A 14,548-nucleotide genomic window follows, 5' to 3' on the forward strand; every position below is an offset into this window, starting at 1 on the left:
CGTCAGTCGGGCCGGCCCGCCCTTGGGCGTTCCGCTCGCCAACCGTCGCTGGGCAGCGACGACGGCACGGTGGTGACGTGCGACATCGTCATAGCTGCTCCTGCGGTGGTGGTTGACCTTGCGCGATCACGGTAGGTCGGCGGGGGAGACACCGGCAACGTATTTCGATCGGCCCGCGTTCTCGGGACGCCGCTGGCGGCGAGACGTCGGCCGCGGCGGCGTCTGCGCGGTGGTCAGTGGTCGGTTCAACCGCACGGCCATCCGCGCGGTGAGTTCGCTGTCCAGCAGGGGGCGGTTGACCTCGCCCGCGACCGCCAGCGCCGGCCCGGACACCGACCGCCAGATCGCGGCCAGTCCGGCGCCGAGGCCCACCAGGGCGACGGTGGCCCGGGTGGCCGGTGAGCCGGCGGCCGCGGCGGCACTCACGCCCACCACCGCGACGAGCAACGCCAGCACGGGTACGAGCACCGGCCAGAAGATGCCCCGTGCCGCCTGCGCCACCAGTCGCCGGTCCCGGATCATCAGGTTCCTGGCGATCACCGCGTAGTCCTCCTCGTCGAGCAGGTCGCGCGGGTGCAGGCCGCCGGTGAGCACGTCGCGCCAGAGGTCGCCCTGACCGCGTAGCGCCCGGCTCAGCTCGGCGGGCGTCGGCACGGCCGGGTCGCCGTGGCCCGCCCTGTCGACGGCGTTCGACCAGGCGGCCAGTGACCGACGCACCACGGCTGCCGAGTACGGGGGCAGGACAGTGGCCAACTCGTCCAACCACCTGCTGATCTGGATCTGCCGACCGCCGAACTGCCTCAGCAGTTGGGTGGCGTCGCCGGCCCGGACGGTGTCGGCCACCGACCGGCCCAGCCGGTACGACAGACCGACCCGGTGGTTGGTGGCCATCGCCCAGCGGAGCACGTCCACGTTGAGGTCGTCGAGCGCGAGCAGCAGGGGTGCCGGGCCGACGTTGTCGGGCCGGTCCAGGTCGGGCAGGAGGGCCCGGGCGGCGGCGGTGTCGGGCACCGGCCCGTTGTGTCGGGTGAGTTCGGCGATCTGGGCCAGGGCGACGTCCACGCCGTCGAGGTACATCCGCATCCGTCGGCGCGGGGACATCTCGGTGAGGTTGGAGAGTTTGGCCGGCGGCACGGCGGGACGCGCCTCGGCGGACGCTGCTGCCAGGTCCGCGTGCTGACCGTGGTGGTAGGCGTCGGCCATCCACCAGCCCAGCCGTAACGCGGTGACGATGCAGGAGCGCTCGTCGCGGATCAGGGGGTACGCGTCGTCGCGGCCGATCTCGTCGACATGGTTCTCGCCGCCGGCGCGGTGCAGTGGTGACATCGTCCGCTGCCCTCCCGCCCGGCCGATCGACGGTTGATCAACCGAGCGTACGACAGCTTATGCGGCTTATGTCGGGTTTTGTCGATTCGGCTTGCCTCGTCCGGCCAGCAGCCCTCGCGGCCGGATCGACCGAACCGGCTCGGCCGACGCTCCCTCCGCCCGCAGGATGTGGTTCGCGGCGATGATCCCGGTCGCCGCGGAGCGTTCCATCAACGCGCTCGGGAAGTCCGTGGCGATACCGTCGCCGGCCAGGTAGACGCCGGGCGCGTCGGTGCGTACCCCCGGACGCCAGGCATGGCTGCCCGGCGTGAACGCCGGTGCCTGCGCCTCGACCCGGGCCCGCAACTCGCGGACCCGCAGGTCGCCGGCCTCCGGCCAGAGCGCGACCAGCTCGCGGCGCATGCGCTCGGCCAGCTCGTCGGCCGGAACGTCGGGCTCGCAGGCGTACGCGTGCAGCTCGATGACCGACCCGCCGGTCTGCCGCGCCCAGCGCCTCGGCTCGTTCTCCAACCGGTGGTAGAGCGTCACCGAATCCAGGGTGGGCTGCCGGGACACCCCGCTGAACACCGCCCGCTCGGCGGCCACGTCCCCGTCGCACCAGTAGCGCGCCACCGCGTACGGCGGACCGGGCCGGCCGAACGCGGGCATCCGTGCCGCCAGCTCCGGTGCCCGCTCGACCAGGTCGGGAGACGCCGCTACCAGCGCGGCGAGCGCCGGCGGGTCGACGGCCAGCACCACGTGCCCGGCCGGGTGGCTGCCGCCGTCGGTGGTCGTCACCCGCCAGCCGTCGGCGTCGCGGCGCACACCGGTCGCGGCGGAGCTGGTGAGCACCCGCCCGCCGTGCTTCTCGACGTGCCGGGTCAGCGGCTCCCAGATCGCCGTGGCGTAGTCCTCGTCGGGGCAGTCGAACGCCAGCCCCTCCGGATTGCCGAGCAGGTAGAAGTGGAACTGGGCGACCATCTCCGCGGCCGACATCTCGGCCTCGTGGTTGAAGAACGAGTGCGAGAAGACCTCGAACAGCATCGCCCGGGCCCGGTCCGGCAGCCGCAGCGAAGCCAGCAACTCGTCGGCGGTGGTGTCGTCCAACTCGGCGTAGGTGCGCACCGGATCGTAGGTGAGCAGCGGCAACGCGGCGTCCCGATCCATCAGTCGCAGGTCGGCCAGGCGCAGGCTGGGGCTGCGCAGCAGCAGCGCGAGCAGGTTCGCCGGTGGCGCCGGGGGCAGCCTGCCGAACTCCTCGGTCGGCCACTGTGCACTGAGGATCGGGTAACCCGGGACGGGCTTGAGGAAGCCCAGGTCAGCGTCGACCCGACGGAGGATCGAGCGCCAGTTGTAGTACTGCCGGAAGAACGCGTGGAAACCGTGCTCGTTCTGCTGACTGCCGTCAGGGAGCGCCTCCGGCCAGGCGCCCAGTCGACCGCCGAGCGTCGCTGCGGCCTCCAGCACGGTCACCGTCACACCCCGCTCGGCCAGCACCACCGCCGCCGACATGCCGGCGATGCCGCCACCGACCACCACCGCCGTGGTGGGTCGCGGCACGCGGTCCGCGCCACCACCGCCCGGGTCCACCACGTGTTGTCGTACGCCGACGAGCCGACCCACCACTTGCGACAGCGCCATGGCACACCTCCGTCGGCCAGTCTCCCCTACGGCAGGCAGCGGCGCTCGCGGTCCGAGGCGGGCCAGACGTACTCCAGGTCCTCCGGCACGTCGTCACCGAACAGGGGGCGGTAGTGCGACGGGTCCTTGCGCAGCAACGACGAGCGGTGGCTCAGGTGCAGGTCGTCGCGACCCAGCCACGGCGGCAGCTCACCGGCGCGATCCAGCTCCGCCTGGGTGCGTACGACAGTGGCCCCGCAGGCGGCGGCGAGGTCGACGGTCATCGTGGTGGCGCAGGTGTCCGCCCGCCCCGGCTCGGTCCACACCGCGCACATGTCCAGCCCGTAGCGGGTGAGCGCCTCCTCGTACCCGGCCCACATCTTCACGGCCGGGTGGTTGCGCCAGCCGTAGTCGGGTCGGGTGAGCCCGCGCAGCACCTGGATGGCCTCCACCCGCTGCTTGCCCAGCCGCTTCTGGTCCAGCGTGCGGGCGCTGGCCAGGAAGTCCGGGTACGGGAGGAACGTCTGCATGCCGCTGCTCTACCCGTCGCCGGGTCGGGCATGCCTGACCCGGGGGATGATCCGGACAGGGTCGCCCAGCAGGGCAGCGCTGATTACGATCCGGGCATGGCAGAGCCGTGGCGGGACCGGGCGCGACGGGCGGTCGAGTGGAACTGGCGGCTGCGCTCCGCCGGCGATCCGCGCCCGCACTACGTGGTCTGCGGCAAGGACGCGCTCGCCTACTACGTGGCCCGGGCGATGCTCGAATCCGACCTGCCGGTCGGTGGGGCCCGGGTGACGGTCGTGGTGCCCGAGCGCTACCGCAGCAACGGCCCGGACGTGGCAGCGCTGCGGGGGGTCCGGGTGGTCCGCTCGGATCGGCTGGACGTGGCCACCTTCGAGGCCGCCGGTCTGGTCGGGGCCGCCGGGTTGGCCCTGCTGCACCAGGACGACGTGGGCAACCTGCACGCCGCGCTCTGCGCGCAGGCCGTCGACCAGCGGGTCCGGCAGGTGCTGCGGATGTTCAACGGCACCCTCGCCGACGGCGTACGCAAACTGCTGAAGGCACCGGTCGAGGTGCTCTCCGACGCCGAGATGGCCGCGCCGGCCTTCGTGGCCGCCGCGCTCGGCGAGGTCGACCCCAGCTCCTTCCAACATCGGGACAAGACGCTGCGGGTGGCGCGGCGGGCCGACGTCCGACCGCAGGACGTGGTGTGCGCGTTGGCCCACCTCACCGAGGCGCAGGGCGTGGAGTTGCTGCCGGCCGAGCAGGCCGGCGCGGACCTGGTGCTCGCCGAGGCGACCGGGCAACCGCCGGGCACCGAGGTCGCCGCCCGTCGGTTGGTCCGGGCCCGTCGACGGCGTCGCCCGGTCGCCGTACTGGTGCGGGCCGTACGGGGTTTCGCCACCCGCAAGATCGGCATCGCGGTGATGCTGGTGCTCGCGCTGATCGCGGTGCTGGGGGCGCTGATCTCCCGCGCCGAGGACGTGTCTCCGTTGGAGGCGTTGTATCTGACGCTCGTCACCACGCTCAGCGGCGCCGACCCGGACACCGCCAAACCGGCGGACGCGCAGATCATGCAGGTGGTGCTCAACCTGGCCGGGTTGGCGCTGATCCCGCTGATCACCGCGGTGGTGGTGGACGGCATCGTCAACGCCCGGCTGGCCCTGCACACCGGCCGGTTGCTGCCGGCCCGGGCCGGGCACGTCGTGGTGATCGGCCTGGGCAACGTCGGCACCCGGGTCATGGCGCAACTGCGCGAGTACGACGTCGAGGTGGTGGCGATCGACAAGGATCCGGAGCCGCGCGGTGCCGCCCTGGCCCGTCAACTGGAGGTGCCGCTGGTCGTCGGGGACGCCGCGCTGCCGGAAACGCTCGTCGCCGCGTCGGTGGGGGACTGCCAGGCGCTGGTGGTGGCGTCCACCGACGACGTGGCCAACCTGGAGGCGGCGCTCGCCGCTCGCGATCTGCGCAGCGATCTGCGGGTGGTGCTGCGGTTCTTCGACGGTGACTTCGCCGAGCGGGTGGAGGAGACCTTCGCCCTCGGGGTGTCCCGGTCGGTCTCCTACCTGGCCGCCCCGGCCTTCATCGGGGCGCTCACCGAACGCGCGGTGATCACCACCATTCCGGTCGACAGGCACGCGCTGCCGGTGGCCGAGGTGCCGGTCGCCGCCGGCTCCGAGCTGGACGGACGACCGCTGGACGTGGTCAACCGGGACGGGCAGGTCCGGCTGATCGCCCGGACCCCGGCCGGCGGTGGCCGGACGATCTGGTGGAAGGACCTCGACCCCCGGCAGGTGATCTTCGCGGGCGACCGGTTGACGGTGGTCGCCCGGCGGCGTGGGCTGGACTGGCTGACCCGACAGTGCGCGCCACCCGTGCCGGGCCGGACGCTGACGCCCCCCGGCCACGTCGGGTCGGTGCCCCGGCCCGTGCCGGCGGCACCAGGTGCCGCCCGATCGCTGCCCGTCCCCGCCGAGCACGACTCGGCGGTTGGGCCGAGCGATCAGGAGGTCGCGGCCTCCGCCCCGGGCGCGGCCCACCCGGTGTCACCGTCCCGCTCGTCGGCCGTCGGGGCCGTGCCGCCAGCCCAGGTTGGGGGCGCTGACCTGTGGTCCGGCCCTTCGACGGATGACGCCCGTACCCGGGACGAGCCTGATCCCCACGCGACACGGTCGGGCTGATCGTCCTGCATCTGCCGGCGTGGTTGTCGCACCCTGGCGTACGTTGTGCGTACAATCGTCTGGTGAGTGCGAAAGCGGAGCGGCTGCATCTACGGATAGACGAGCAGCAGAAGGCGTTGTTGGAGGCGGCGAGTGAAGCCGCCGGGGACAGCGTGTCGACGTTCGTGTTGAAGGCGGCGACCGAGGCGGCGGCCGACGTGTTGGCTGACCGGCGGGCGTTCCTGCTGGACGAGGAAGCCTGGCGGGTCTTCGACGAGGCGTTGCAGGGGCCGGCGCAGGACGTCGCCGGGCTGCGGGAACTGTTGACCGGCCCGACGGTGCTCGACCCGCCGAACGACGGTGCGTCCCGGTGAGTTCCCGCTTCTCGGCTGTCGAGCCGCTGTCGGCGGGGTGCGTGGTGAACGGGTTCGACTGCGGCTCGCGCGCGCAGTCGATGTGGCTTGTCGACCACGCCCTGCAAGCCCACCGGGCGGGTTTGTCGCGGGTGTACGTGGTGCGGGACAACGAGCACTCGGATCAGCGAGTGGTCGGCTACTACGCCCTGGCTGCCGGCAGCGTCGCCCCGGCAGACGCCTCGCCCCGGCTACAACAGGGCGCTGGGCGCTATCACCAGCCGGTGGTGATCCTGACCCGGCTCGGGGTTGATCGCAGCGCCCAGGGCGTCGGGCTCGGTCGGGCGTTGGTGGTCGACGCCCTGCGACGAATCGCGGCTGCTGGCGAGGTCATCGGCGTGCGCGCGGTGCTCATTCACTGCGAGACAGACGCCGCCCGTGACTTCTACCAGCGGTTGGCGAAGTTCGAGGCCAGTCCGACCGACCCCATGCATCTGCTGCTGCTGATGAAGGATCTCCGCCGCGCGCTCAGCGGCTGACCCTGCCGAACCGGGCAGTCGGCGGATCGGGCCGTAGGGACCGACCGGCGCTGAGTGACAATCCATGCATGCGATTCCGCATCCTGGGGCCGACCCAGGTGCTGCTGGCCGACGGGCGCGAGATTCCCGTCGGCGGCCCTCGGCTGCGCGCGTTGCTGGCGCTCCTCCTGCTCGACGCCGGACGCGTCGTCTCCGCCGACCGGCTGATCGACGGCCTGTACGGCGAACACCCGCCCCGGGGCGCGGCCAACGCGCTCCAGTCCCAGGTGTCGCGCCTGCGGCAGGCGCTGCCCGCCGAGGAGAACCCGGTCGAGCTCCACCCGGCCGGTTACCGCCTCGCCGTGGACCCCGAGGACGTCGACGCCTACCGGTTCGAGCGACTCGCCGAGGCCGGGCGGCGTGCGCTCGACGGTGGTGACTGGCCCCGAGCGGCGACCGTGTTGCGCGAGGCGCTGGAGCTGTGGCGTGGCCCCGCCCTGACCGATGTGCCGGGCAGACCCGCGCGGGCGGCCCGGCTGGACGAGCTGCGGCTGGCCGCGATCGACGACCGGGTCGACGCGGACCTGGCGATGGGTGCGTCGGCCGCACTGGTCGCGGAGCTACGGGAGTTCGTCGTCGCGCATCCGCTGCGGGAGCGGTCACGGGGCCAGCTCATGCGTGCCCTGTCCGCACTGGGTCGGCCGGCGGAGGCGCTGGCCGAGTTCGAGGCCGCCCGAAGCACGCTGGCCGAGCAACTCGGCACCGACCCGTCGGCGGAGCTGGCCGCGATCCACCTCGCGGTGCTGAGGGGCGCGGAGAACGGGTCGACCCGACGGGCGTTGCCGAGCCAGCTCACCACGTTCGTCGGCAGGGACGAGGAGCTCAAGCGCGTCGGTGAGCTGCTCGGTGAGCGGAGGCTGGTCACCCTCATCGGTCCCGGGGGAGCGGGCAAGACCCGGTTGGCGATCGAGGCAGCCGGCCGCCAGGACGGGGAGGTGTGCTTCGTCGAGTTGGCCGGGTTGGCAGACGGTTCGGACGTACCGCAGGCGGTGTCGACAGCGCTCGGCCTGCGCGACGCGGGCCTGCGCGCCCCGGCCGAGCCGGGTCGGCAGCCCACCGACCGGCTGGTCGAGGCACTCGTCGAGCGTCGGCTGCTGCTGGTGCTCGACAACTGCGAGCACGTCGTCGCCGATGTCGCCCGGCTGGCCGCCCGGCTGTTGGGCGCGTGTCCGGCGTTGCGTGTCCTGGCCACGAGCCGCGAGCCACTCGGGTTGGCCGGCGAGGCGCTGTGCCCGCTGTCCGGGCTCACCGTGCCACCAGCGGGTGCGTCCGCGCGGCACGCCGACGACGTCGCGGCCGTCCGACTCTTCGCCCAGCGGGCCGCCGACGTCGCGCCCGACTTCACCGTCACGACGGCCAACGTCGACACGGTGCTGCGCATCTGCCGCACCCTCGACGGCCTGCCGTTGGCGATCGAGTTGGCCGCCGCCCGGCTGCGTGCGCTGCCCGTCGCCGAGGTGGCCGCCCGCCTCGACGACCGCGTGCGACTGCTGTCGATGGGCAGCCGGGCCGCGTCGCCGCGACACCGCACCCTCCGGGCGGTGGTCGAGTGGAGCTGGGACCTGCTCGACGACGCCGAACGCAGACTGGCCCGCCGCCTCACCGTCTTCGCCGGCGGCGCGACGCTGGAAGCTGCCGGCCAGGTCTGCGGCCTGCCCGGCGAGGACTTCGTGGAGGCGCTGACCGGTCTCGTCGACAAGTCCTTCGTGGAGATGTCCGGTGGTCGCTACCGGATGTTGGAGACGGTCCGTGCGTTCTGCGCCGAGCGTCTCGCCGACGCGGGCGAGGCCGACGACCAGCGTCGCGCGCACCTCGCGTACTTCCTGGAGTTCGCCTGGACCTCCAGCGACCACCTCCGGCGCTCGGAGCAGTTGCACTGGTTGCGACGGCTCGACGCCGAACGGGACAACCTCCACGCCGCGCTGCGCCGCGCCACCGCAGCGGGCGACGCGGCCGACGCGGCCGGGATGGTCGCGGCCCTGTCGTTCTACTGGTGGCTGCGCGGCATGCGCGGCGAAGGCGCCCGGCTGGCCGCCGACGTCCTCGGTCTGCTCGGCGTCGAAGCGCCTCCGATGCTGCGCGAGGAGTACGCGCTCTGCGTCTACAACGCCTCGCTCAGCGGAGCCGGGGCGCTGGACTCACTGGGTACGCAGCGTGCCGTCATCAGCAGTCTCGACCGACCGCCGCGGCAACCCTTCCTGCTCTATCTGTCGGGAATCTCGGCCGGCCCGCCGTCGGGCGGATCCGAGCACGTCAACGAGCTGATGCGGGAGCTGCGGCGGCTGGTCGGCTCGGACGTGTGGATCAACGCGCTGGGCACGATGGGGAGCGGCTCGGCGCAGATGTGGAGTGGTGAATGGGACCAGGCCGGGACGCAACTGGAGATCGCCCTCGACGGTTTCCGACAGGTCGGGGACCGCTGGGGATCCATGATCACTCTGGGGGCGCTCGGCGAGCTCGCGGCCTGGCGCGACGACCCCGAAGCGGCGGGCGCCTACATGGACCAGGCCATGAGGCTGGCCGAAGAACTCGAATCGGTGGTCGACCAGGCCGACATGCTGCGTACCCGGGGCGAGATCAGGCTGCGCGCCGGTGACCTCCCCGCGGCGCGCGACGACTTCGCCGCCGCCCTGCTCCTCGCGCAGCGCAGCGGCGCACCGGAGTTCGTCTCCGCCGCCCGGCTCGGCCTCGCCCAGGTGGCACGACTGGGCGGCGACCTGGTCGAGGCGAGGCGGTTCTGCGAAGCGGCGTTGACCGGTGGCCTCACCGGCTGGTACGTCGGCGAGGCCACGAGGACGGAGGTCATGTTCGTTCTCGGACAGATCGCCGAGGCGGAGAAGGCCGGGCCTGGTGCGCTGCCGTCAGCGGACGGTGCGTGACCCGTCAGCGGACCCCCGCACCGTGGGGGCATGACGACATTCGAAGTGGTCGCCGAGGGCCTGGGCAAGCGGTACGGCCCGACCCGCGCGCTGGACTCGTTCGACCTGGCCGTCCCGGCCGGCACGGTGTACGGGCTGCTCGGCCCCAACGGCGCGGGCAAGACGACGGCGGTACGGATCCTTGCCACGCTGCTGCGTTTCGACGCGGGCCGGGCCAGCGTGGCCGGGTACGACGTGCTGCGCCAGCCGGACGAGGTGCGCGCCCGGATCGGGCTGACCGGGCAGTACGCGGCGGTCGACGAGACCCTCAGCGGCCGGCAGAACCTGGAGCTGTTCGGCCGGCTTTTCCGGCTCGACCGTCGGGCGGCCCGTCAACGCGCCGACGAGCTGCTGGAACGGTTCGCACTGGGGGACGCGGCGAGTCGCTCCGCCGGTGAGTACTCGGGCGGGATGCGCCGACGGCTGGACCTCGCCGCCAGTCTGATCCGTACCCCGCGGGTGCTCTTTCTCGACGAACCCACCACCGGCCTGGACCCGCGCAGCCGCAACCAGGTGTGGGACCTGGTTCGCGCCCTCGTCGCGGACGGGACCACAGTGCTGCTCACCACGCAGTACCTGGAGGAGGCCGATCAGCTCGCCGACCGCATCTCGGTGATCGACGCCGGGCGGGTGGTGGCCGAGGGCTCACCGGACGAGCTGAAGGCGATGACCGGCGGTGACCGGGTCGAGGTGGTGGTCCGCGAGGCCGTCGCCCTGACCCGGGCCGCCCGCGTCGTCGCGTCGATCTGCGACGCCGAACCCGACGTCGACCCGGAGGTCCGGCGACTCAGCGTCCCGGTGGCCGACCGGGTCGCCGGGCTGGTCGACGTGGTGCGTGCGTTGGACGACGCCGGAATCGCGGTCGAGGACATCGGTCTGCGGCGCGCGACGTTGGACGAGGCTTTCCTGTACCTGACCGGGCACCGGCCCGACGAGGCTCGCGAGCCCGTCGGGGTGGGACGAGAGGCGGACCTGGCATGACGGCGGCGGTGGCCGACGGTTGGACGATGACCAGGCGGAACATGATCCACGTGGTCCGCTCGCCGGAGGAGCTGATCCTCTACTTCTCACTGCCGATCATGTTCGTGCTCGTCTTCGGGTACGTGTTCGGCAGCGGCATGCAGGTGGCCGGCGGTGGCAACTACCGCGAGTTCCTGCTGCCCGGTGTCTTCGTGATGACGATGCTGTACGGCCTGGGCGCCACCGCGACCGGCGTGGCGTTGGACCTCAGTCGCGGTGTCGTGGACCGGTTCCGGTCGATGCCGATGGCCCGGTCCGCCCTGATGACCGGTCGCAGTGCGGCCGACCTGCTCCGCGCGCTGCTGGAGATGTCCACCCTGCTGGTCTGTGGTCTGCTCGTCGGGTGGCAGTGGCGGGAGGGTGTGGGCAGGGCGCTGCTCGCCGTCGGGCTGCTCCTGCTGCTGCGCGTCGCGATCACCTGGATCGGGATCTACCTGGCGCTGCTGGTCCGCAACCCGGACACCGTCGGCGTGATCGTCTTCCCGGCCGCGTTTCCGCTCACCGCGATCTCCAACGTGTTCGTGTCGCCCGAACTGATGCCGCCGGTCATCGGAACGATCTCGGAGTGGAACCCGTTGTCGGCCACCGTCGCGGCGATGCGTGAGCTGTTCGGCAACCCGGGGCTGGGTGGCGACTCCTGGCCGGCGGAGCACGCCCTGCTGTTGGCGGTGCTGTGGCCGGTGCTCCTGATCGCGATCTTCGCCCCGTTGGCGGTGCGCCGCTACCGGCGGTTGAGCCGCTGACCGGACCGCCGGTGGCCCGCGCGTAGCGCGTACCAGGCGGCCCCGACGGCGAGCACGCCGAACCCGGCGAGGACGCTGCCGAGCGGCAGGTTGACCGCGAGCAGCAGACAGCCGACCAGCCCCAGACCGGCGACGACCCGGACCGGCAACCGTCGGTCCGGGTCCCGGCCCAACGTGAGCGCCGCCGCGTTGGTGATCGCGTAGTAGACCAGCACCGTGCAGCTGGAGAAGCCGATCGCCTGCCGTACGTCGCCGAGCAGCACCACGACGATCACCACGGCGGCCACCGCCACCTCGGCCCGGTGGGGCACCTGGCGTACCCGGTGCACGGCGGCCAACGCCCCGGGCAGGTCGTGGCGGCGGGCCATCGCGAGGGTGGTCCGGCCCACCCCGGCGACCAGGGACAGCAGCACGCCGACGACCGCGATCGTCGCCCCGGCCCGGACCACCCAGGCCAGGCCGGGCAGCCCGGCGGCGGTCACCACGTCGACCAGGGGCGCGGCGGACCCGGCCAGCCGGTCGGCGCCGAGCACGCCGAGCGTGACCACGGCCAGCACCAGGTAGATCACGAACACCAGCCCGAGGGCCAGCGGCACCGCGCGGGGGATGGTCCGGTGCGGGTCGCGGACCTCCTCGCCGAGGGTGGCGATCCGGGCATAGCCGGCGAAGGCGAAGAACAGCAGCCCGGCCGCGGTGAGCACGCCCCGGGCGGAACCGCCCGGCTCGCCCAATCGGTCCAGGCGCACCGGACCGCCCACCACGCCGACCACAGCGACCACTGTCAGCACCGCGAGCACGAGCACCACCAGCAGCTTCGTGGCGGTGGCCGTCTTGGCGATGCCGCGCAGGTTCACGGCGGTCACCGCGAGGACCGCGCCGACGGCGACCAGCCGGGCCTGCCCCGGCCACAGGTACGCCCCGATGGTCAACGCCATCGCCGCACAGCTCGCCGTCTTGCCGACCACGAATCCCCAACCGGCCACGAACCCGGCGAACGGCCCGAGCCGTTCCCGCCCGTAGACGTAGGTGCCGCCGGACTCCGGGTACCGGGCCGCCAGCAGCGCCGAACTGGTCGCGTTGCAGAAGGCGATGAAAGCGGCGAGCACCAGCGCGGGCAGCAGGCCGGTGCCGCCGGCCGCCGCCGCGGCCGGACCGAAGACCACGAAGACGCCCGCGCCGAGCATCGAGCCCAACCCGATGACAACCGCATCGGGTACGCCGAGTCGCCGCGCCAGTTGATCCACGGACCGAAACCCTAGGGGTACGACGTGAACGGTCGGTCCCGTTTTCGTAACCGGCCGGGAAGGGGGAGGTCGTCCCAGGGCACCCGGTGCAGCAGCCGGTCCAGGAGGAGGCCCAGCAGCAGCCCGGCCACCGAGTCAGTCAGCCAGTGCCAACCCAGGTAGGTGGTGGTGGTGAGGACCACCAGCGGCGGGACGACGCGGATCACGGTGACGAGCCGGCTCGGGAGTTGCCGGCCGAAGCTGCGGGCCAGCGGAGCGAGCAGGAGCGCGATGACGCCGTACCAGACGATGGCGTTGGCGACGTGCCCCGAGGGGTAGGACTGGGCGAATCGCACCGGCAGGTCGTCGTGGAACAGCGGCAGGGTCTGCTCGGGTGTCAGGAACGGCTCCTTGACGCTGGCGCTCGGTGCCGCCCGCGCGGTCCAGACCTTCAGCGGACCGATCGTGAAGGTCGTGATCACGAACCCGACCACCGGCAGCAGGATCGGCCGCACCGACCGCAGCCGGACGGCCAGCAGCACGCCCAGCCCGACGCCGATCAGGGTCAGCGGGGTGCCCTGGCCGAGGAAGTTCAACACCCGGGCGACCCAGTACGCGGCCGTCGGCCGATGCGCGTCGGCCCAGTCGGCGACAGCCCGGTCCAACCCGAAGAGCTGATCGGCGGCCAGCGCCACCGTCAACCCCACCAATCCGACCAGCAGCAGCGCGTCGAACCACCAGCCGGCCGGGCGGACGGGCCGTAGCCGCAGGTCACGTCGTACCGCCGTGGGTGTGAACACGCGACCACGCTACCGGCCCGGCGCGAGGCCGGGGTGTCCGGCGCTGTGGGCCCAACCACGATCAGAGGCGGATGCGGGGGGCGAGGCGTCATGCTTGTGCCCGTGCGGATCACGTCTGCCCTCGTGGACCCGGCGCTGCTCGACCTGCCCTGGTCGACTCCGCTGGAGGAGTGGCCTGCCCAACATCTGGTGGCCCTGCCGCAGGGCATCTCCCGACACATCGTCCGGTTCGTCCGGCTCGGTGACTTCGTGTACGCGTTCAAGGAGACCCGCGAGCGGATCGCCGAGCGGGAGTACGACCTGCTCCGGGCCCTGGAGCGGATCGACTTCCCGGCGGTCGAGGCGGTGGCGGTCGTCGCCGACCGGCAGACCGAGGACGGCGAGCCCCTCGAATCCGTGCTGATCACCCGGCACCTGCAGTTCTCGCTGCCGTACCGGGCGCTCTTCTCGCACACGCTGCGACCGGAGACGATGAGCCGGCTGCTCGACGCGCTCGCCGCCCTGATCGTGCGGATGCACCTGACCGGCTTCTTCTGGGGCGACTGCTCACTGTCGAACACACTGTTCCGCCGGGACGCGGGCGCGTTCGCCGCCTACCTCGTGGACGCGGAGACCGGCGCCTTGCACAACTCGCTCTCCAACGGTCAGCGCGGTGAGGACCTGGAGATCGCCCGGGTGAACATCTTCGGCGAGGCGTTGGACCTTCAGGCCGCCGGCCTGCTGCACGAGTCCATCGACCCGGAGGTGGTCTGCGAGGAGGTCGTGCAGCGCTACGAGCGGCTGTGGCACGAGATCACCTACGAGCAGGCGATCGAGCGGGAGGCCCGGCGCGACATCGAGGGCCGGATCCGCCGCCTCAACGAACTGGGCTTCGACGTGGCCGAGGTGGCCATGTCGGGCGGCGAGGACGGGCGTTTCCTGGTCCGGCCGAAGGTGGTGGACGCGGGTTACCACACCCGGCGGCTGTTACGGCTGACCGGTCTGGACGCCGAGGAGAACCAGGCCCGCAAGCTGCTCAACGACCTCGACGCCTACCGGGCGGAGAGCGACCTCGTCGACGAGCAGCAGGCCGCGCACCGTTGGCTGACCGAGGTCTTCGAGCCGGTGGTCCGGGCGGTTCCCGCGCACCTGCGTCGCAAGTTGGAGCCGCAGGAGCTGTTCGCGCAGATCATCGAGCACAAGTGGCTGCTCTCCGAGCAGGCCGGCCGGGACGTCGGGATGCGCCACGCGGTCCAGTCGTACCTGACCGACGTGCTGGTGCACCGCCCCGACGAGCAGGCCATCCTCGGCGTGGAAGTCTCCAGCCTCAGCTGAGGCCCACGCCG

12 protein-coding genes are annotated in these 14,548 nt (G+C 72.5%); 7 read left to right on the forward strand and 5 right to left on the reverse strand.

Translation table 11 applies throughout. The annotated features are described in order from the left end of the window. Positions 1–126 precede the first annotated feature (126 nt). From GA0070612_RS08130 to GA0070612_RS08140, 3 genes are all read right to left on the reverse strand, one after another. Positions 127–1,326 carry a hypothetical protein gene (locus tag GA0070612_RS08130; RefSeq protein WP_088987354.1) on the reverse strand — a complete coding sequence of 400 codons (1,200 nt, stop codon included), beginning with the start codon at positions 1,324–1,326 and terminating at the stop codon, positions 127–129. A gap of 66 nt (positions 1,327–1,392) precedes the next feature. Next, complete coding sequence (locus tag GA0070612_RS08135; protein WP_088987355.1) at positions 1,393–2,946, reverse strand: hydroxysqualene dehydroxylase; 1,554 nt, start codon at positions 2,944–2,946, stop codon at positions 1,393–1,395. 26 nt (positions 2,947–2,972) lie between these two features. After that, on the reverse strand, positions 2,973–3,455 hold the full coding sequence (locus tag GA0070612_RS08140) for an MSMEG_6728 family protein (protein ID WP_088987356.1): 483 nt from the start codon (positions 3,453–3,455) through the stop codon (positions 2,973–2,975). Between the two features lie 96 nt (positions 3,456–3,551). Here GA0070612_RS08140 and GA0070612_RS08145 point away from each other — a divergent pair, with 96 nt between their 5' ends. The 6 genes from GA0070612_RS08145 to GA0070612_RS08170 all read left to right on the forward strand — a co-directional run bounded on the left by GA0070612_RS08145 (position 3,552) and on the right by GA0070612_RS08170 (position 11,200). Further along, positions 3,552–5,609 (forward strand): potassium channel family protein, encoded by a 2,058-nt coding sequence (locus tag GA0070612_RS08145; protein ID WP_231924506.1) that lies wholly within the window; start codon positions 3,552–3,554, stop codon positions 5,607–5,609. 62 nt (positions 5,610–5,671) lie between these two features. Next, the gene (locus GA0070612_RS08150; RefSeq protein ID WP_088987357.1) at positions 5,672–5,962 is read left to right on the forward strand and encodes a type II toxin-antitoxin system TacA family antitoxin; all 291 of its coding nucleotides are present in this window, start codon (positions 5,672–5,674) and stop codon (positions 5,960–5,962) included. Then, entirely contained in the window at positions 5,959–6,480 is a 522-nt protein-coding gene (locus tag GA0070612_RS08155; protein ID WP_088987358.1) for a GNAT family N-acetyltransferase, read from the forward strand. Before GA0070612_RS08150 ends, GA0070612_RS08155 begins: the two co-directional genes overlap by 4 nt. Positions 6,481–6,548: 68 nt before the next feature. Continuing rightward, positions 6,549–9,398 carry a BTAD domain-containing putative transcriptional regulator gene (locus GA0070612_RS08160; RefSeq protein WP_088987359.1) on the forward strand — a complete coding sequence of 950 codons (2,850 nt, stop codon included), beginning with the start codon at positions 6,549–6,551 and terminating at the stop codon, positions 9,396–9,398. 30 nt (positions 9,399–9,428) lie between these two features. Continuing rightward, positions 9,429–10,418: an ATP-binding cassette domain-containing protein gene (locus GA0070612_RS08165; protein ID WP_088987360.1), complete on the forward strand. Its 990-nt coding sequence runs from the start codon at positions 9,429–9,431 to the stop codon at positions 10,416–10,418. Then, entirely contained in the window at positions 10,415–11,200 is a 786-nt protein-coding gene (locus GA0070612_RS08170; protein WP_088987361.1) for an ABC transporter permease, read from the forward strand. The genes GA0070612_RS08165 and GA0070612_RS08170 overlap by 4 nt, the downstream gene beginning before the upstream one ends. Here GA0070612_RS08170 and GA0070612_RS08175 read toward each other — a convergent pair. Further along, entirely contained in the window at positions 11,179–12,444 is a 1,266-nt protein-coding gene (locus tag GA0070612_RS08175) for an APC family permease (RefSeq protein ID WP_088987362.1), read from the reverse strand. The two genes, GA0070612_RS08170 and GA0070612_RS08175, sit on opposite strands and share 22 nt — an antisense overlap. An 11-nt stretch (positions 12,445–12,455) precedes the next feature. After that, positions 12,456–13,193, reverse strand: a complete 738-nt coding sequence (locus GA0070612_RS08180; protein WP_197699415.1) for a phosphatase PAP2 family protein — start codon at positions 13,191–13,193, stop codon at positions 12,456–12,458. A gap of 132 nt (positions 13,194–13,325) precedes the next feature. On the opposite strand from GA0070612_RS08180, the gene GA0070612_RS08185 reads away from it, so the two are divergent. Beyond that, positions 13,326–14,537, forward strand: a complete 1,212-nt coding sequence (locus GA0070612_RS08185) for a DUF4032 domain-containing protein (RefSeq protein ID WP_408630538.1) — start codon at positions 13,326–13,328, stop codon at positions 14,535–14,537. Positions 14,538–14,548 lie beyond the last annotated feature (11 nt).

This window comes from Micromonospora chokoriensis, from assembly GCF_900091505.1.
Taxonomy (GTDB): Bacteria; Actinomycetota; Actinomycetes; order Mycobacteriales; family Micromonosporaceae; genus Micromonospora; species Micromonospora chokoriensis.